Here is an 18,274-nt window from a genome sequence, read left to right as displayed (position 1 = left end):
ATATATAAATGTTAATATGCAATACAAAAATATCAAATCATTTTATGCTTTGATAAGATAATGTTAACCTTATTTTGTAAGGGTTATCATTTTTTTGTTTTTTAGGAGGTTGGTTTATTAAAAATAACTGATTTATTTTATGGATAATAAGTTTTATTAGGGGAGTTCGTATAGGAAAAGAGGGGAAGGGTTAAAAATGAAAAAGTTTAAAAAAATTAGTTTGGCAGCAATGTTATTTTCTTCTGTTATTTCTCTGACAACGCCATTATTCAGCCACAAAGAACATGTGCATGCTGAAGAAGCACAGGAAATTACAAAAAAAGCGTCTTATCGTAATGTGATGTATTATGGTGATTGGTCGATTTGGGGAGGAGAACAAGAATTTTATCCTAAAGATATTGCCGCAGACCAATTGACGCATTTAAATTATGCCTTTTTAGATTTTGATAGTAATGGTGAGTTGAAATTTACAGATAAAGAAGCCGCTGTAGGTGTACCAGCAGGTGAAGCAGAAGTCGGATGGGGAAATGCTGCTTCTGGTTTGTTGAATGCGCTTCAAAATTTGCGTGGACAAAATAAAAACTTAAAAATTGGCGTGTCATTAGGTGGTTGGTCAAAATCGGGTGATTTTTCTGAAGTTGCAGCTAGTCCTGCGAAACGAAAAAAATTAGTGGAAAACATTACTAAATTCTTAAAATATACCAATATGGATTTCGTTGATATTGATTGGGAATATCCAGCAGATGTTCGTGAGCCTGATCGTGTCGACAACAAAAATGATGAAGGAACACCTAACGCAAAACCAGAGGATAAAGAAAATTATATTTTACTATTAAAAGATATTCGAGCGGCGATCGATAAACAAGGAGTGGAATTAGGTAAGACTTATGAACTTTCCGTAGCATTACCTGCATCTCAAGGAATGTTGGACAAGGGAATTGACATCAAACAACTATTTGAAGTAGTTGACTTTGCGAATATGATGACTTATGACATGAATGGTGCTTGGAGTGCAACAAGTGGTCATCATACTGCACTTTATGGTAATCCTAACGACCCGAACTATGCAAATGGGTTGTCCGTTGATCAGACCGTTCGCTTTTTGAAAGAACATGGGGCTCCTTCAGAAAAAATCGTTATTGGTGCAGCTTTCTATACTCGTGGGTGGAATGAAGTAGCTAAAGGGACAGACCAAAATACTCCTGGATTATTCCAACCTGCTGAAAAAAGCAATAAAGATGCAGACCAAACGCCGACATATGGTGCGGACAATGAACATTCTCTGGCACTTGGGGATGGTGGCCGAGCAGGTGGAGTTTGGTCCTACCGAAACATTGATGAATTAAAAACTAAAATCCCGACTCTAAAAGAATATTGGGATGATACAGCCAAAGCACCATTTTTATACAGCGAAGTTTCAAAAGAGTTCTTTACCTATGACAATGTAAAATCAATTAATTACAAAACGCAATATGTGAAAGAGCATGAATTAGGCGGTGTAATCTCTTGGATGCAGTCGCAAGATAAGCCAACAACGAGTACGAAAAGAGATGAACTGACCAAAGCAATCAAAAATGGGTTGTTTGGTACAGAAAAACTTCCAGAGCATAAAATTGTATCAAGTGATCTAAATGTCGAGGTAGGGATTTCTACTTATTCTGAAAACAGTTCAAAAGGGTATGAATTAGTCATCAAAAATAAAGAAACACTAAATGAAAATTCGGACGTTTTATCAGCTATTGAATCTTCTCACAAGACAATTAAATTACCACGATACACTTTAGCGTTGAATTCAAATGAGATTCTTAGTAGTGGTGATTACAAAGCAGGCGAGGTTTCAACCTCAAATGGAACGGTGACGATCGATTTAAGTGGGGTTTATGAAGGAAAAGAGCTTAAACCAGGGGAGACATATACGTTTAGATTAAAATCAAATGCAACTGATGTATCCGTTGATCATATTGCTTCTATAAATCTAGCACAAAGAATTACAAAAGCCGGTATAGATATCTCGCAACAAACGATTTATGGAGAGGATTCAACTAATCCAACACCAACGCCAACACCAGATCCAGAAGATAAAGAAGCACCATCTATTCCGACTGATCTGACAGCTTCAAATGTGACAGAGACAAGCGTGACGTTGAATTGGACCGCTTCGACGGATAATAAAGGAGTAGCAGGTTATTATGTTTATCGTGACGGACAACAAGTTGGTCAAACAGCTACTACCAATTATATTGACAAATATTTAATGGCTGGTTCAACGTACATTTATACTGTAAAAGCGTTTGATCATTCTGGTAATGTTTCAGAACACAGTCAACCTTTGAGTATAACAACATTAGCGAATGCCTCTTCATCAAAATATGAAGCATGGAGTGCTACAAATATTTACAAAGCTGGTGATAAGGTGTCTCATAAAGGGCAAAACTATCAAGCGAAATGGTGGACAAGCGGGGAAGAACCAGGTACTGAACAATGGGGACCTTGGGAGTTGATTGATTAAATTGCTGGTTATTAATGGGTAAAACATACTAAGTTTTAACGTTTGGGACTAATTAATTGGCTCCCATCGCAGTGGAAAAAAGTTCTATTCTACTGTGATGGGAGTTTTTATGCTATCTAAAAGATCAGGCTATGCTCTTAAGGTCAAATGACCAATTGGATAGCCTGTTTTAAGAGGTCTTATGACCGTTGCTTCAACACTTCATTCCTATAGAATGACTTCTGAAACAACGTTTATTATCTTTAGAATAAAGCGTTAAAGGGATATCATAAACTCATTTTTTTTGCTTTTTCAGTATTCGCAAAATGCAATTTTGCATAATTTGCTAACAAATCAACGCCACCTTGTTCAATGATTTTTGCAGCTATTCGATCCGACTTTGTTCCAGCGCCAGAAGGTAACTCTAGACCGATCTCTGCTGATTCTTTAGCTAATTCTTCTAGAAAACTTGCTCGGCTGATGATCGATGCCGCAGCTACCGCTAAGTGGTATTGTTCTCCTTTAGTCACAAAATAGAGTTTTTCTTGTACTTGATTTTTTTCCAAACGGACATACTTTTTATAATTGCTTTCTGGTGTAAACTGATCGATCAAGATTGCCTCTGGTTTGACAGGAGCAATTTTTTTCAGCAGTAGATGGATCGCTTGATTATGCAAAGCAACTTTCATACGCACAGCATTGTATTTCGGTTGAATCTCGTTATATTTTTTAGGCTCGAGTACTAAAAGTTGATAAGGGATCGTCTTCTTCAAGATACTAGCCAATTGAATGATTTGAGGATCTTTTAATTCTTTTGAATCACGAACGCCTAGTTTTTTTAGTTGTGTTAGTTGCTCCTTGGCCACGTAAGCAGCACAAACTGTCAATGGACCGAAGTAACTCCCATTTCCCACTTCATCACTTCCTAATACAGATAAAGATTCGATGTTCTTAGGCAAAGATGCAGCTGTTTTTCCAGCTTTGGGTTTTGCTGAAGCTGCCTTTCCCCATTGACTTGCTTCTTTTTCGGCATTTGCACCTTGGAACATGACTTTTCCTGAGGTGTATGCAGTGATGGTCGTGCCATTTTTTTTAGCAGCAAATACGGTATAAGGAATTTTTTTAGGTAAAAGATAAGAAAGATAAGCTTGTTTCATTTTTTCCATTTGGGCAGTCGTTACTTTGATGATAATATTACTCATTATGTACCTCCAGTTTAGTTAAATTAATAAATTTAGATGCTTGTTAGATGAAAGATCCCTCAATAGTTCCTTGTCGTTCAGTTGGGGACGAGACATAGCATTTTTTCAAAGTTTATCATATAATGATAAGGTAAATATAAGAAAATTTGTGTACAACTGTTAAATCATTAATTTCATGGTACACTAGATAATAATTTTATCAATAGGGGGAAATGATTCGGATGGCGCACGAAAAAACACGCTATAAAGCAGTGATTGCCGACCAAACTTACACGATTATTGGACGTGAAACAAAGCACCATATGGATATCGTGACAAATTTGATCAATGAACAACTAAAAGAATTGAAGGATTTGTCTCCGCAAATCGATAATGAACAAGCAGCGATCTTAATGGCTGTCAATGCGCTCTCGGATCAATTGAAGAAGCAAGAAAGAAATCTCGAACTTGAAAAAGAAGTAGCAGATTTAAAGAAAAAAATGATCAAATTTGTGGAAATGGAAAATCGAATCAAAAGAATTGAAGCGATTGAAAACGAAGCACGAGAAGTGTTGAAAGAAAACGGACAGGCAGATCGAGAAATCAAGAATCATGTGGAAGCCCAACAAATTTTAAATGAAAAAAGAAAAGGTCAAATCAAACAAAAATCTTCAAATTGATGAAAGAGAAAGGAACAAGACATGTTAAGTCTTTTGATTTTATTTATCTTGCTGCTTGCATTTTTTTCAGGTGCGCGACGAGGATTCTCTATGCAGGTCGTTTATACGATCGGTTATATCTTGTCTTTTATGGCAGCACAGCACTTTTATAAGGATCTAGCAAGTCGTCTGGAATTATATATTCCTTATCCTGCGGTAACATCTAATTCCCAAATGGTCTTTTTTGATCAGACATTTTCTTTCAGATTAGATGAAGCTTTTTATGCAGGAGTCGCCTTTTTGCTGATTTTATTTATCGGAGGATTGCTTACTCGTTTTATCGGGATTTTTGTTCATAGCTTGACCTATATTCCGATCCTAAAACAAGTCGATTGGCTTGCGGGAGGCATCTTATCTTTAATCGTTGCCTATGTCACGATATTTTTGCTCTTGAGTTTATTGACTTTTGTGCCAGTAGATATCGTTCAAAAACAATTTAGTGGAAATAGTCTTGCACGCTTTATCGTAGAGCAGACACCATTTCTAACCAATAAAATCCATGATTTATGGATAACGAATGTGATAAACTAATCAAAAATTTTTTGTAAAAGTGTAACAGTAAGTAGTGAAAGAAAAAAAACGAAGTTGTGACAGGACAGCAAAGACCAATGAGTCAATGCGAAATGTGACAACTTCTTTTAGTGAAAGTTAGGGTGATAACGTGAATAATCGAATCCTAGAAACATTAGAATTTGAAAAAGTGAAACAGCTTGTTCGTCAGTTTGTGGTAACCGCGCAAGGAACAGAAGAACTCGCAAAGTTAGTGCCGATCAACCAACAAGAGAAATTAACAGATTGGTTAGCAGAAACAGAAGATGGCTTAAAAGTTCAAAGGTTACGTGGGGGAATCCCTATTCCTAAGTTAGAAAATATTCGGCCACATATGAAACGAATTGAGATCGGTGCTGATTTAAATGGACTCGAATTAGCGCAAGTTGCACGTGTTTTATCGACTACAAGTGAATTAAAACGATTCTTTGCTGATTTAGCAGATAGCGAAATTGAATTTTTACGTCTTTATTTCTGGGCAGAACAATTGGTGACGATCCCCGAATTGAATCGACGTTTAAAAGAGTCGATCGATGAAGATGGGCGAGTAACAGATGATGCTTCCCCTGAATTAAAAATCATTCGTCAAAATATTCGTCGAAGTGAACAAACGGTGAGAGAACAACTAGATGGCATTGTTCGGGGGAAAAACGCCAAATACTTAAGTGATACGATCATTACCATGCGAAATGATCGCTATGTGATTCCTGTCAAGCAAGAATACCGGGGTGTCTTTGGTGGGGTAGTCCATGATCAAAGTGCTTCTGGGCAAACATTATTCGTTGAACCAAAGCAAATCGTTGAATTAAATAATCGCTTGAGACAGTATCAAATTGCAGAGCGTAATGAGATCCAACGTATTTTAAGTGAACTTTCTGCTGAACTGGTTCCTCATCGACATGAAATCATTCATAACGCATACGTGATCGGTAAACTAGATTTGATGAACGCCAAAGCACGTTTTGGGAAAGAACTGAAAGCCATCGTTCCTGCAATCAGTGTAGAAAATCATGTCATTTTAAAACAAGCAAGACATCCGTTGATTGATCAAGAAAAAGTGGTGGCTAATGATATCAGTATTGGGAAAGAGTACCAAGCGATCGTGATTACTGGTCCAAATACTGGAGGAAAGACGATCACTTTAAAAACTTTAGGATTGTTACAATTGATGGGGCAATCGGGTTTACCGATCCCTGTAGATGAAGAAAGTCAAATCGGTATTTTTGAGGAAGTATTTGCTGACATCGGTGATGAACAATCCATCGAGCAAAGTCTCTCAACATTTTCTTCCCATATGACAAACACCGTCGATATCTTGGCACATGTGAATGAAAAAAGTTTAGTCTTGTTTGATGAATTAGGCGCAGGAACAGATCCCCAAGAAGGGGCAGCTTTAGCGATTGCTATTTTAGACGATCTTGGAAAAAAATCGGCTTATGTGATGGCTACGACACACTATCCAGAACTAAAAGTTTATGGATACAATCGGGCGAATACAATCAATGCAAGTATGGAATTTGACGTTGATACACTTAGTCCAACGTATCGTCTGTTGATTGGTGTACCAGGGCGAAGTAACGCATTTGAAATTTCTAGCCGCTTAGGATTAGATCAATCAGTCATCAATGAAGCCAAACAGTTAATTAATGACGAAAGCCAAGATTTAAATGAAATGATCGCTGATTTAGAAAATCGACGAAAAATGGCTGAAACGGAGTATTTAGAAATGCGCCATTACGTTGATGAAGCACAAGAGTTATATGAAAATTTAAAAGAGGCGTATCGTTATTTCTTTGAAGAACGAGAAAAAGAAATCGAAAAAGCCAAGAAAAAAGCGAATGAATTAGTTTCTGAAGCACAAGAAAATGCGGAAAAAATCATTGCAGATATTCGTAAAATGCAACAACAAGTAGGCCAAGGAAATGTAAAAGAGCACCAATTGATTGATGCGAAAACCAAATTGGCAAACTTACATCAAGAAGAACAACTGAAAAAAAATAAAGTGTTGAAAAAAGCCAAAGAACAAAAAACATTGAAACCAGGCGACGAAGTTTTAGTGACAACTTATGGTCAAAGAGGAACCTTGTTACGTAAAAACGGGGAGCAATGGCAAGTGGAAATCGGGATTTTAAAAATGAATGTTTCTGAAAGTGAATTAACGCCCGTTGCACCACAAAAGGAACCAAAACAGCGGGTCATTCATGCTGTACGTTCTGAATCAGCTAGTCACGTGTCGAACCAACTAGATCTTCGTGGCAAACGCTATGAAGAAGCGTTGAGTGAGGTTGACCAATACCTTGATTCAGCGATCCTTGCTGGCTATCCCCAAGTAACGATCGTACATGGAAAAGGGACCGGAGCTTTGCGTCAAGGAATCACCGACTACTTGAAAAATCATCGAAGTGTCAAAAGTTTTGAATTTGCTCCTGCTAACCAAGGCGGTAATGGGGCGACGATCGTTAAATTTAAATAAAACTTACTAAATGTAAGCAGAAGGCTCGTCTCGAATCAAGAAAGGTGCTATAATGACTCTAGACTAAAAAATGGAGGTCTTTGATATGTCACAAGTAGTTACAGATACGACATTTAAGGAAGAAACAGATAAAGGCTTAGTATTAATCGACTTTTGGGCAACTTGGTGTGGACCTTGTCGCATGCAAGCACCAATTTTAGATCAGCTGTCAGAAGAATACGATGAAGATGAATTCCGAATCGTAAAAATGGATGTAGATGAAAACCCACAAACGCCTCAACAATTTGGGATTATGAGTATTCCAACATTATTGTTGAAAAAAGATGGGCAAGTCGTTGAAAAAGCGGTTGGTGTACATTCGAAAGAGCAATTACGTCAAATGATCGATCAATATTTATAAACATCTGGAATGTTACTGAGATATCAATCAATGGATTGATATCTCGGTTTTTTTGTCCTTAGCACAAATTTCAGTAAAACCTTTCTCTAGTTTATCTAAACCCTCAAACAAGTCTAGGAAACAAATGAGCCGATTACGATTCTTTTTGACAGACATGTTATAATTAATTCAATGAAATTTGAAAGGAAGTATTTCATGAACGAACGTATCAAAAATAAATTAGCCTTACTTCCTGATCAACCTGGCTGCTACTTGATGAAAGATAAAAATGGCACCATCATCTATGTTGGGAAAGCAAAGATTCTCAAAAATAGAGTCCGTTCCTACTTTACAGGTAGTCATAATACCAAAACCGAACGATTAGTTAGTGAGATCGAAGACTTTGAATATATCGTTACAGAATCCAATATCGAAGCTTTACTTTTAGAAATCAATTTGATCAAGAAAAATGATCCTAAATACAATATCATGTTGAAAGATGATAAAACGTATCCTTTTTTGAAAATCACAAACGAAAAGTACCCACGCTTAGTTATTACACGTAAAGTGTTAAAAGACAAAGCAGTTTATTTTGGACCATATCCAGATGTTGGCGCAGCCAACGAGACCAAAAAAATCCTTGATCGGTTGTTTCCGTTACGCAAGTGTAAACCTAGCCAAACGAAAGAACCGTGTTTGTATTATCACTTAGGACAATGCCTTTGTCCTTATTATTTTGATGTTGATCCACAAGTTTACACGAAAATCGTTGATGAAGTTAAAAGCTTTTTAAATGGTGGCTATGAAAAAGTTGAATCAGAAATCCACCAAAAAATGGTTCAAGCTGCTGAAAAGATGGAATTTGAAAAAGCGGCAGAATACCGCGATCAGATACGAGCCATTGAAACGATTATGACTCGTCAAAAAATGACCAATACAGATCTGGTGGATCGAGATGTTTTTGGTTATGCCATTGACAAAGGCTGGATGTGTGTCCAAGTATTCTTTGTCAGACAGGGGAAATTGATTGAACGGGATGTGTCGATGTTTCCTTTTTATAATGAAGCAGAAGAGGATTTTCTGACTTATATCGGGCAGTTTTATCAAGAAAATGAACATTTTATTCCTAAAGAAGTCTTGATTCCTAACACGATCGATCAACCGAGTGTGGAGGCATTGTTGTCCACAAAAGTTTTACAACCCAAACGTGGTGAAAAGAAAAAATTAGTAGAACTTGCGAATAAAAATGCTACGGTTGCATTGAATGAACGATTTGATTTGATTGCTAGAAAGCAAGAACGAACGATTGGGGCAGTGGAACGTTTAGGGAATGCCATGAATATTCCTACACCTGTTCGGATTGAATCCTTCGATAATTCGAATATCATGGGAACCAATCCAGTAGCGGCAATGGTGGTATTCATCGATGGAAAGCCAGCAAAAAAAGAATACCGCAAATATAAAATCAAAACGGTCACAGGACCAGATGATTATGCTTCGATGCGAGAAGTGATCTATCGAAGATATTCTCGTGTCATTCGAGAAGGGCTTCCTTTACCTGATTTGATTTTGATCGATGGTGGGAAAGGGCAAGTGGATGTCGCCAAAGATGTTTTAGAAAATCAACTTGGGATCGACATACCAGTGGCTGGTATGGCTAAAAATGATAAGCATAAAACGAATGAACTCCTTTTTGGAAATGAACTTTCGGTGGTTCCATTGGAAAGAAATTCACCCGAGTTCTTTTTACTTCAACGGGTCCAAGATGAGGTCCATCGGTTTGCGATCACATTCCATAGACAACTACGAAGTAAAAACAGTTTTGCTTCTAAGCTGGATGAAATTGAAGGATTAGGACCGAAAAGAAAAAAATTACTTCTTAAAGAATTTAAATCGTTAAAAAATGTTACGGCAGCAACGATGGAAGAGCTCCAACAAATTGGGCTACCAAAAAATGTTGCTCAAAATGTTTTTGATAAATTGCATGAGAACTAGCATAGGACACTTTACAAACCACGTAAAGTGTCCTATGATTTTTTGTATAACAAATGATGTAGAATTCGTTTTAGTTCGACGAGGCGGGAAGCGCTATGATGACTATTGGAAATGATTATAGCCAACCTAGATTGAATAAATGTCAAAATGGTCGTTGTTTCAATGAAAAAGTGGGAAAGAATGGTTTTCTTTTTAAACTATACATTTTTCAATAAACTTTGAACCTTTAATTGATAAAGAATCTCTGGACTATTTCATTTTTTGCATTTGTATGCGATTTAAGTTGTCTGAACTATCTGAATATGGTAGAAGAAATGGAGACGAAGGAGTGAGACGATGTTAGAAGTGAAAGATTTGGTTAAGACGTTTGGAGACTATACCGCTGTTGATCATGTGTCTTTTCAAATACCTGATGGAAAGATTATGGGGCTGATCGGACAAAACGGGGCAGGAAAAACCACAACTTTTCGATTGATCTTAGATTTTTTGACACAGGATCAAGGAGAAGTTTTATGGAATGGACAACCTTTGGGAGAAAAAGACTATGACATTATTGGCTATCTTCCTGAAGAACGTGGGTTGTATCCGAAAGTAACGATTCAAGAGCAATTGTTGTATTTTGCTGAATTGAGAGGCAAAAAAAGAAAAGAGATCGAACCAAAAATCGATTTTTGGATGGAAAAGTTCCAAGTAAAAGGAAAGAAAACCGATAAAGTAAAATCATTGTCTAAAGGAAATCAACAAAAAGTTCAATTGATTGCTACGTTGATCCATGAACCTAAATTAATCATATTGGATGAGCCGTTTAGTGGGCTTGACCCAGTCAATGCAGAATTGCTGAAAGACGGGATCATTGAGTTAAAAGAACATGGATCATGTGTTATTTTCTCCAGTCACAATATGGATAATGTTGAAAAAATCTGTGATCATTTAATTATGTTGCGTAATGGAAAAATGGTGTTAAGTGGGAAAGTCCATGAAATCAGAAATTCTTTTGGACGTACAAAGTTATTCTTAGAATCTGGCTTGTCCCAGCAGGAAGTTGCAATGATCGAAGGAGTCGAAAAAGTCGTCACTCATGAAGATCAAACGCTTGAAATCACTTTAAACGATCCTGATGTAGGAAAAGAAATCTTTACCCGAGCAACACAATTTGGCTATATTCCAATGTTCAATCAACAACCGCCTACCTTAGAAGAGATATTCAAAATGAAAGCAGGTGAGATTGATGCGTAAATTTTGGATCATTACAAAAGATGTCTATTTAAAAAATGTCAAATCCATCTCTTTCTTGATTATGATCTTAGTGCCATTCATTATGATAGGGATCGTTTATTTAGCAGGCAATTTTGCTCAGCAAAACAGTGAGATTAATAAAATTGGTGTATTGTCCGAAAATCAACAAGTAACGCAACAGCTTGAACAAGTAAAAACCGATGAGTTCAGCTTTCAAGCGGTTGATTCGCAAACACAAGCTCAAAAAGAATTAGCCGATGAAAAAATTGATGCCTATTTAGTCGTCACAGTCGAAAACGATCAGCTAAAAGGTCAACTTTACAGTGAAAATTCGTTAGGACAAAGTACACAATTGTTGATCCAACAGCAATTAACTGGGTTGCAATCACTATTGCGAGCTAGCCAACTGGGACTTTCTCCTGAAGAAGTAGCTAGTCTTAGTCAACCAGCAAGTTTGACTAGACAAAAAGTAAGTTTTGATAGTAATAACAAAATGAAAGTTGGAGAAGATAATTCTGGCGTACAATATGCGATTAGTTATGCAGCAACCATTATCTTATTTATCATTATCCTGACTTATTCACAAATCATCGCGCAAGAAATTGCTTCTGAAAAGGGAACTCGAATCATGGAAGTCATTTTATCAAGTACGACAGCTCAAAAACATTTTTATGGTAAATTGACTGGTGTCTTGTTAGTTGCTTTAACGCAGATGGCTCTATACGGTGTGATCTTGACTGTGGGATTCCAACAATTTAAACATATGGATTTTGTAAAAAGTATCATAGAGAATATTTCACTAGATAAGATCATCGGTCCATTTTTATGGTACGCATTGTTGTTTATGTTCTTTGGTATCTTGATCTTCTCCGTTTTAGCGGCATTATGTGGATCATTAGTCAACAAAGCAGAAGATACAGCAAAAGCGATTTTACCAGTTACTTATCTTTCTTTAGGTGGCTATATGCTTGGGTTGATCTTAGGCGCATCTGATCCCAACAATATCGTGATTCGGATCACGTCCTATATTCCGTTCCTTTCTTCTTATATTATGCCGATTCGATTGGCGAATGAGACAGTGGGAATGACTAGTGTATTGATTTCACTTGTAGTGTTAATCATTGTCACATTCCTGCTAATGTTCTTCTCAGCGAATATGTATAAATCAAATGTTCTTGTTTATAGTGAAGGTGGCTTATGGAGTTCGTTGAAACAGTCACTTTCAATTATGAGAAATGAACGTAAAAAATCCTAACCGACTGACTATTAAAAGTAGTATCGGCACAAGAAAATGGTAAATGAAAAACTAAATGCTGGCGTTATTTCGGTTGATCTACGAAATAACGCCAGCATTTTTTAGGATATTCTAAAGGGAAAAATCGTTGTTCAATCCCTTAAGGACTAAAATTCTTGAACAAAAAAATCAAATAATCCTTGATCAGTGGGATTGCTTGAATGTGTCAGCTCTGGATGCCATTGTACACCAAATAATCGAACATCCTTATCGAGACTTTCAATCCCTTCCACTAGACCATCAGGTGAAAAGGCTGTGGCTTTTAATGAAGGTGCCAGCTCTTTCAACGCCTGATGATGATAAGAGTTTACCAAATAAGTATCAGGTAGTAGCTGATGTAATAGAGTGTCAGGTAAAATCTCTACTTCATGAGTAGCAAATTGTGGGGCGGTTGGATGCTGTTCATGTTTGACTGACCACTTAGGATAAGTGGTTAAATCTTGATACAAACTACCCCCAAGCACGACATTTAAGAGTTGCATTCCACGACAAACAGCAAAAATTGGTTTGTTTTGCTTCAGAGCCTCGCTGATAAGTGCCGCTTCAAAGAGATCTCTTTGAAGATTGGTTTCTACAAGTTTTGGATGGGGAGGTTCATGATACAGTTGTGGGGAAATATCCTGTCCACCGGCTAAGATCAGTTTATCGATTTGGTCAATATAAGCAGAAGCAGTCTTAGGGGATGAGATCGGTAAAACGATCGGTAAACCATTCGCCTGCTGTACAGCATTGACAAAGCCTTGGGGAGTATAGGTTACTTGATTTCCTTGAAAAATATCTGTCGCTCGGATCAACTGATTTCCAGCAATTCCAATAATGGGTAACATAAACATTCCTCCAAATCGTCTATTCGTTCTATTCTATCAAGAATAAAAAAATTTTAAAACTATTTGAAATAGGTCTAGTTTGGGAATACATATGAAGAAAAAATTTTTTTCATGAGAATTTCTTATAAAAAAACAGAGTTACCGAGGAAAAATATGGTGTTCTTATTGAATTTTTTCGTCATTTTGGTACAATAGAATTAAATCACGAATAAAATGGTTGGGCATAATGCTTCAAGGATCGCGTTCTTCAAGGGGTGAGAAGAACATATTGAAGGGCTCAGCATCATTAGTCAACTAAAGGGCACATACTTTCAATGTAACGAGAGCATGTGTCCTTTTTTAATCGAAAGGGGGAAGTGATTGTGACAGAAATGGCACGAATTTTGACAAGAATCAAAGAAGCAGAAGAGAATAATCAGAAAAAAGAAGAGCAGGTCAAAGCTGAACTTGCTCAATATGAACAATTAAAAAATAACGAATTAATCGATTTGAATAAAGAATTCCAAGAACGATTAACCAAGCTGATGAAAGAAAAAAGAAAAAATGAAGAGGAAGTAACTGAAGACGAACAGCACAAACTGGAATTGATTTTAGAACAATTTCGTCAAAAAGTTCTTGAAATAGAAAAAACATATTTAGAAAAAGAAGAAGAGGAAATAGCGAAGAAAAAGAACTTAACGAATGAGATCATTGAAAGGATGAAACAAAAAAATGGCTGTCACTAAAATGGAAAAAGTGACTCTCATTTCAGATAAGAAAAATCGTGAAATCTTGTTGCAAGCAGTTCAAGGACTCCATGCAGTAGAAATCCGTGATCTGTTCCAAGAATCTGAAAACAATCAATGGGTAGAGACGTTTTTTTCTGAACCAGAGATGATCGATAAGGACAAGGAACTTGCGAAATTATCCTATAAATTAACGGATATTCGTACAGCTATCCAATTTATCGAACATCATGGCGAAAAAAGTCAGAAAAAACAACACTTAAAAAGGCGTGAACTTTCGTTAGATACCTTGGAAAAAAATTATTCAGAAGAAGCTTTTTCGAAAAAGCTGGAAGAAGTCTTACTTTTGAAAGAACAATGGGAGCAACTGGTAGACGAACGCCAACAATTGGAAGACCAAGAGAATTGGTTGCTCAATTGGCAAAATCTGGATCTGGCACCTAAAGCATTTGATAGTCAAATGACCAAGCTAGTCATTGGAACGGTCAATGCTAAAAATGCTGAATCTTTTAAAGCTGAAGTTGCTGAGATAAACGAAGCCTATTTAGAAGAAATCAACTCTTCACCAACAACGACTTACTTTGCCTACATTGTTTTACGAGCTGACGAGTCACGCATGGAAGAAATCGCCAGTCGTTATGGATTTGTTAAAGAAGACTATCTGTATGAGGGGACACCACAGCAACAGTTAGTTGCTGCAAAACAAAGTTTACAGGAAATCAAGGACCAACAAAAAAAACTCTCTTCAGCCATTGGAGCTTGTAGTGGGTATATCAAAGATTTCGAATGGACGGAAGAAATCTTCTTGGCTCGCTCTGAACGAGAAGCAATCAAGGACCGGATCATTCATACTCCTTATCTGATTCTGATTCAAGGTTGGGTGGATCATGAAGAAAAACAAGAATTGATCCACATGCTACAAAATGTCTTAGCAAGTGAAGAAGTCTATTTGACCTTTGACGAGCCAACGGACAATGAAATTGCTGAAGAAGTACCGACCAAACTAAAAAATCACCCGATCGTCGCTCCTTTTGAGATGTTAACGGAGATGTATAGTTTACCAAAGTATGAAGAAGTTGATCCAACGCCGTGGATGATGCCGTTTTACCTCGTCTTTTTTGGCATGATGGTGGCGGATATCGGGTATGGGTTACTGATGTTTTTAGGGGCATTTTTACTCCAAAAATTAGTGGTATTGCCACGGGGAATGCAACGTTTTGCAAAATTCTTTGAGATTCTAGCAATCCCTTCGATTATCTGGGGATTTATCTACAGCTCATTTTTTGGGGCGGCATTGCCTAAAGAAATTTTTGGTATTCATTTACCATTTCCGATTTTGTCTACTACAGATGATGTCAACACGATCTTGATTTTATCCGTAATTTTTGGTTTGATCCAAATATTAGTCGGACTATTTATTGCTGCTAAGGAACATATCAAACGAAAAGCATATGTCGATGCCGTGAATGATGGGTTTGCTTGGCAAGGGATCTTGCTTGGTATCATTCTGATTTTATTGGGAACGATGATCCTTAAAAACAACGCCTTTGTTTATTTAGGCGGTGCATTAGCTGTTCTTTCAGCCGTATGTATTTTGATCATTCCTGTTTTCCAATCTTCATCAAAAGCCAAGGGGATCGCCAAAGGTGCGTATAATTTATATGGTCTAACTGGCTATATCGGAGACTTAGTCAGCTATACACGACTAATGGCACTGGGAATCTCTGGAGGAAGTATTGCCGCAGCTTTCAACATGTTAGTTGCTTTTATGCCTCCAGCTGCTCGTTTTAGTGTCGGAATTTTATTGATCATTGTCCTACAGGCTTTGAATATGTTCTTAACACTTTTGAGTGCCTATGTACATGGCGCAAGATTACAATATGTAGAATTTTTTGGAAAGTTTTACACTGGAGGAGGGCGTTCCTTCAAACCACTAAAAACGGTGGAGAAATACGTCAACATCAATCATAAGAAAAAATAGAAATATTGGAGGAATTTGATACAATGATGGATTATTTGATTACTCAAAATGGTGGAATGGTATTTGCAGTATTAGCGATGGCAACAGCAACGATTTTTTCAGGAATCGGGTCTGCTAAAGGCGTTGGAATGACTGGGGAAGCGGCAGCAGCATTGACGACCAGTCAACCAGAAAAATTCGGACAAGCGTTAATTTTACAATTACTTCCAGGTACCCAAGGCTTATACGGTTTCGTTATCGCCTTCTTGATTTTTATCAACTTAGGCAGTGATATGTCTGTCGTTCAAGGATTGAACTTCTTAGGGGCTTCCTTACCGATTGCCTTTACTGGTTTATTCTCAGGGATCGCTCAAGGGAAGGTTGCAGCAGCTGGTATTCAAATTCTAGCGAAAAAACCTGAGCATGCAACGAAAGGGATCATTTTTGCTGCGATGGTTGAAACATATGCCATCTTAGGTTTCGTTATTTCTTTCTTACTGGTCTTAAATGCGTAATAGCCTAGCTTATAAGGAGGAATGACGGTGGATGCGATTGATAAAATCATCACTCAAATAAATGAAACAGCACAACTCGAACGTGCATCATTCGAAGAAATGAAGCGAAAAGAAATCGATCAAAACTTCGAAGTGAAAAAGTGGCAGATCGAAGCAGATTTTCAGAAAGAAAAAGCAAGTAAACTGGAAGAAATTGAACGAAGTTATCGCCAGTTGAGAAACAAGCAAAAAATGCAAGTGAAACAAGAAATCTTAAATGTGAAACAAGAAGTTTTACAGCGTTTATTCACGGAAGCAACGCTTCAGTTAGAAAATGAACCAAAAGAAGAACAACTTGCGTTGATGAAGCAAATGATCCAAACATTACCGATCAATGGCACAGCTCGCTTGATCCCAGGAGAAAAATCAGCGGATATCTTAACACCTGCGGTCATCGCTGAATGGAATGAAGAACTTCCTTTTGAATTAATCCGGGAAGACTTTACTGAAAAAGCACAAGCAGGGTTGATCATTGATGATGCTGGTATCCAATATAACTTTTTATTTAGTCACTTGATCAAGGAAATTCAAGAGACGATGAGTGCTGAAATTGCCAAAGAATTATTTGACTAAGGAGGGATTGTTAAATGGAGTATCATGAATTAAATCCCTTGATACGTGGTAGAGAATTAGAGTTGATTTCAAAAGACACGTTTGAGCAAATGATCCAAACCGATTCGATCGATTCACTTGGAGAAATCTTACAATCCACGATCTATCAGCCATATATCTATGAGGGCTTTGATAAGGAGTTTGAAGTCAATCTCTCTCAGGAACGCAGCAAATTATTCCAGTGGTTGAAAGAATCTGCACCAGAACCAGAAATCGTTTGGATCTATACGATGCGTTACACTTTCCATAATTTGAAAGTATTGACAAAGGCTGAGATCACAGGGCAAAACCTTGATCACCTTTACATCCATGATGGATTTTATTCGCTGGAAGTGTTGAAAGATGCGATTCACACGCAAGTGTCGGTGGAATTGCCAGACAGTCTCATGGATTATATTCGAGAAGTTCATGAATACTGCGAAGAATCGACTATTTTACAAGGGATCGATGTGATTTATGACCGTTGTTTTCTAACCGAACAACGTCGCTTAGGGGAACAGCTTGGTTACCCTGAACTATTAGAAGAGATCATTGCTTTTATCGATTTAACGAATATCACCACGACAGCAAGAGGGATCTTGCAGCATCGTTCTGCAGGTTTTATGACAACAGTTATTTCAAGTTCAGGAAGTATTCCGAAAGACACATTACTTTCCTTTGTTCGTGGGGAAATGGCATCTTTTACTCAGTTTTTACTGACAACAGATTACAGTGATCTATTAAAGCAAGTCATCCATGAAGAACAGATTGATTTAGTCAGTTTGGAACAATTGAAAGATGATTATTTAAGTTCTTTTTATCAAGTAGCACAGACACAAGCGTTTGGCCCGTTACCATTACTAGCTTTTTTGAACGCAAAAGAAGTCGAAAGTAAAAATCTGCGCCTTTTGATCATTGGCAAACGAAATCACTTTTCACTGGAACAACTAAAAGAAAGGATGAGACAGGTCTATGACTTATAAAATCGGAGTAGTAGGTGACAAGGATTCTGTCTCGCCTTTTCGATTATTTGGCTTTGATGTACAGCATGGTACGACAAAGCCTGAAATAAGAAAAACAATCGATGAGATGGCTAAGAATGAATATGGTGTGATCTATATCACCGAACAATGTGCAAATCTGGTCCCTGAAACGATTGAGCGCTATAAAGGACAATTGACACCTGCGATCATTTTGATTCCTAGTCATCAAGGAACCCTTGGTATCGGTTTAGAAGAGATCCAAAATAGTGTGGAAAAAGCTGTTGGACAAAATATTTTATAATAGGAAAAGGAGATAGTCA

16 protein-coding genes and 1 other annotated feature are annotated in these 18,274 nt (G+C 37.3%); of the genes, 14 read left to right on the top strand and 2 right to left on the bottom strand.

What is annotated here, in order from left to right:
• Positions 1-196 precede the first annotated feature (196 nt).
• Complete coding sequence (locus tag IGL30_RS09495; RefSeq protein ID WP_123874624.1) at positions 197-2,509, top strand: glycosyl hydrolase family 18 protein; 2,313 nt, start codon at positions 197-199, stop codon at positions 2,507-2,509.
• A gap of 266 nt (positions 2,510-2,775) precedes the next feature.
• Here the strand turns inward: IGL30_RS09495 and rnhC are convergent, their stop codons facing one another.
• Positions 2,776-3,690, bottom strand: coding sequence for a ribonuclease HIII (gene rnhC, locus IGL30_RS09490; protein WP_010718652.1), 915 nt, complete (start codon positions 3,688-3,690; stop codon positions 2,776-2,778).
• A 221-nt stretch (positions 3,691-3,911) separates the two neighbouring features.
• Between rnhC and zapA the strand changes: the two genes are divergently transcribed.
• From zapA to IGL30_RS09455, 7 genes are all read left to right on the top strand, one after another.
• Entirely contained in the window at positions 3,912-4,349 is a 438-nt protein-coding gene (gene zapA, locus IGL30_RS09485; RefSeq protein WP_010718651.1) for a cell division protein ZapA, read from the top strand.
• A gap of 21 nt (positions 4,350-4,370) precedes the next feature.
• Positions 4,371-4,919 carry a CvpA family protein gene (locus IGL30_RS09480; RefSeq protein WP_010718650.1) on the top strand — a complete coding sequence of 183 codons (549 nt, stop codon included), beginning with the start codon at positions 4,371-4,373 and terminating at the stop codon, positions 4,917-4,919.
• Between the two features lie 130 nt (positions 4,920-5,049).
• Positions 5,050-7,410 (top strand): endonuclease MutS2, encoded by a 2,361-nt coding sequence (locus IGL30_RS09475; RefSeq protein WP_123874625.1) that lies wholly within the window; start codon positions 5,050-5,052, stop codon positions 7,408-7,410.
• Between the two features lie 85 nt (positions 7,411-7,495).
• Positions 7,496-7,810 (top strand): thioredoxin, encoded by a 315-nt coding sequence (gene trxA, locus IGL30_RS09470; protein ID WP_088745699.1) that lies wholly within the window; start codon positions 7,496-7,498, stop codon positions 7,808-7,810.
• A 195-nt stretch (positions 7,811-8,005) separates the two neighbouring features.
• A complete protein-coding gene (gene uvrC / locus IGL30_RS09465; protein ID WP_053765715.1) occupies positions 8,006-9,784 on the top strand; it encodes an excinuclease ABC subunit UvrC in 1,779 nt (592 codons plus the stop codon).
• Positions 9,785-10,120: 336 nt separating this feature from the next.
• The gene (locus IGL30_RS09460) at positions 10,121-11,020 is read left to right on the top strand and encodes an ABC transporter ATP-binding protein (RefSeq protein WP_010718646.1); all 900 of its coding nucleotides are present in this window, start codon (positions 10,121-10,123) and stop codon (positions 11,018-11,020) included.
• The gene (locus tag IGL30_RS09455; RefSeq protein WP_010738019.1) at positions 11,013-12,275 is read left to right on the top strand and encodes an ABC transporter permease; all 1,263 of its coding nucleotides are present in this window, start codon (positions 11,013-11,015) and stop codon (positions 12,273-12,275) included. Before IGL30_RS09460 ends, IGL30_RS09455 begins: the two co-directional genes overlap by 8 nt.
• Before the next feature lie 146 nt (positions 12,276-12,421).
• On the opposite strand, the gene IGL30_RS09450 is transcribed toward IGL30_RS09455, so the two are convergent.
• Positions 12,422-13,141 (bottom strand): gamma-glutamyl-gamma-aminobutyrate hydrolase family protein, encoded by a 720-nt coding sequence (locus IGL30_RS09450; RefSeq protein WP_088745698.1) that lies wholly within the window; start codon positions 13,139-13,141, stop codon positions 12,422-12,424.
• A gap of 215 nt (positions 13,142-13,356) precedes the next feature.
• Positions 13,357-13,405 (top strand) — a sequence feature (sodium ion sensor (DUF1646 type); this cis-regulatory element may regulate processes involved in with the transportation of sodium ions).
• Between the two features lie 107 nt (positions 13,406-13,512).
• On the opposite strand from IGL30_RS09450, the gene IGL30_RS09445 reads away from it, so the two are divergent.
• Genes IGL30_RS09445 through IGL30_RS09420 form a run of 6 tightly spaced genes read left to right on the top strand, consistent with a single transcriptional unit; the run spans position 13,513 to position 18,255 of the window.
• A complete protein-coding gene (locus IGL30_RS09445) occupies positions 13,513-13,866 on the top strand; it encodes an ATPase V (RefSeq protein WP_192924300.1) in 354 nt (117 codons plus the stop codon).
• Positions 13,853-15,847: a V-type ATP synthase subunit I gene (locus tag IGL30_RS09440; protein ID WP_123874626.1), complete on the top strand. Its 1,995-nt coding sequence runs from the start codon at positions 13,853-13,855 to the stop codon at positions 15,845-15,847. The genes IGL30_RS09445 and IGL30_RS09440 overlap by 14 nt, the downstream gene beginning before the upstream one ends.
• A 23-nt stretch (positions 15,848-15,870) precedes the next feature.
• Positions 15,871-16,341 (top strand): V-type ATP synthase subunit K, encoded by a 471-nt coding sequence (locus IGL30_RS09435; protein ID WP_010738015.1) that lies wholly within the window; start codon positions 15,871-15,873, stop codon positions 16,339-16,341.
• Between the two features lie 27 nt (positions 16,342-16,368).
• A complete protein-coding gene (gene ntpE, locus IGL30_RS09430) occupies positions 16,369-16,953 on the top strand; it encodes a V-type sodium ATPase subunit E (protein ID WP_088745697.1) in 585 nt (194 codons plus the stop codon).
• A 14-nt stretch (positions 16,954-16,967) separates the two neighbouring features.
• On the top strand, positions 16,968-17,954 hold the full coding sequence (locus tag IGL30_RS09425; RefSeq protein WP_088745696.1) for a V-type ATPase subunit: 987 nt from the start codon (positions 16,968-16,970) through the stop codon (positions 17,952-17,954).
• Positions 17,944-18,255 (top strand): V-type ATP synthase subunit F, encoded by a 312-nt coding sequence (locus IGL30_RS09420; protein ID WP_088745695.1) that lies wholly within the window; start codon positions 17,944-17,946, stop codon positions 18,253-18,255. The genes IGL30_RS09425 and IGL30_RS09420 overlap by 11 nt, the downstream gene beginning before the upstream one ends.
• Positions 18,256-18,274: the final 19 nt, after the last annotated feature.

This window comes from Enterococcus sp. DIV1089c, assembly GCF_050530965.1.
GTDB classification, from domain to species: Bacteria; Bacillota; Bacilli; order Lactobacillales; family Enterococcaceae; genus Enterococcus_B; species Enterococcus_B hirae.
This window is presented reverse-complemented; position numbering and strand designations above follow the sequence as displayed.

Bases quoted from the DNA above. Each gene is read 5' to 3' on its own strand.
- IGL30_RS09495 (WP_123874624.1), top strand. From the start codon at position 197: ATGAAAAAGTTTAAAAAAATTAGTTTGGCAGCAATGTTATTTTCTTCT.
- rnhC (WP_010718652.1), bottom strand. From the start codon at position 3,690: ATGAGTAATATTATCATCAAAGTAACGACTGCCCAAATGGAAAAAATG.
- zapA (WP_010718651.1), top strand. From the start codon at position 3,912: ATGGCGCACGAAAAAACACGCTATAAAGCAGTGATTGCCGACCAAACT.
- IGL30_RS09480 (WP_010718650.1), top strand. From the start codon at position 4,371: ATGTTAAGTCTTTTGATTTTATTTATCTTGCTGCTTGCATTTTTTTCA.
- trxA (WP_088745699.1), top strand. From the start codon at position 7,496: ATGTCACAAGTAGTTACAGATACGACATTTAAGGAAGAAACAGATAAA.
- uvrC (WP_053765715.1), top strand. From the start codon at position 8,006: ATGAACGAACGTATCAAAAATAAATTAGCCTTACTTCCTGATCAACCT.
- IGL30_RS09460 (WP_010718646.1), top strand. From the start codon at position 10,121: ATGTTAGAAGTGAAAGATTTGGTTAAGACGTTTGGAGACTATACCGCT.
- IGL30_RS09455 (WP_010738019.1), top strand. From the start codon at position 11,013: ATGCGTAAATTTTGGATCATTACAAAAGATGTCTATTTAAAAAATGTC.
- IGL30_RS09450 (WP_088745698.1), bottom strand. From the start codon at position 13,141: ATGTTACCCATTATTGGAATTGCTGGAAATCAGTTGATCCGAGCGACA.
- IGL30_RS09445 (WP_192924300.1), top strand. From the start codon at position 13,513: ATGGCACGAATTTTGACAAGAATCAAAGAAGCAGAAGAGAATAATCAG.
- IGL30_RS09440 (WP_123874626.1), top strand. From the start codon at position 13,853: ATGGCTGTCACTAAAATGGAAAAAGTGACTCTCATTTCAGATAAGAAA.
- IGL30_RS09435 (WP_010738015.1), top strand. From the start codon at position 15,871: ATGATGGATTATTTGATTACTCAAAATGGTGGAATGGTATTTGCAGTA.
- IGL30_RS09425 (WP_088745696.1), top strand. From the start codon at position 16,968: ATGGAGTATCATGAATTAAATCCCTTGATACGTGGTAGAGAATTAGAG.
- IGL30_RS09420 (WP_088745695.1), top strand. From the start codon at position 17,944: ATGACTTATAAAATCGGAGTAGTAGGTGACAAGGATTCTGTCTCGCCT.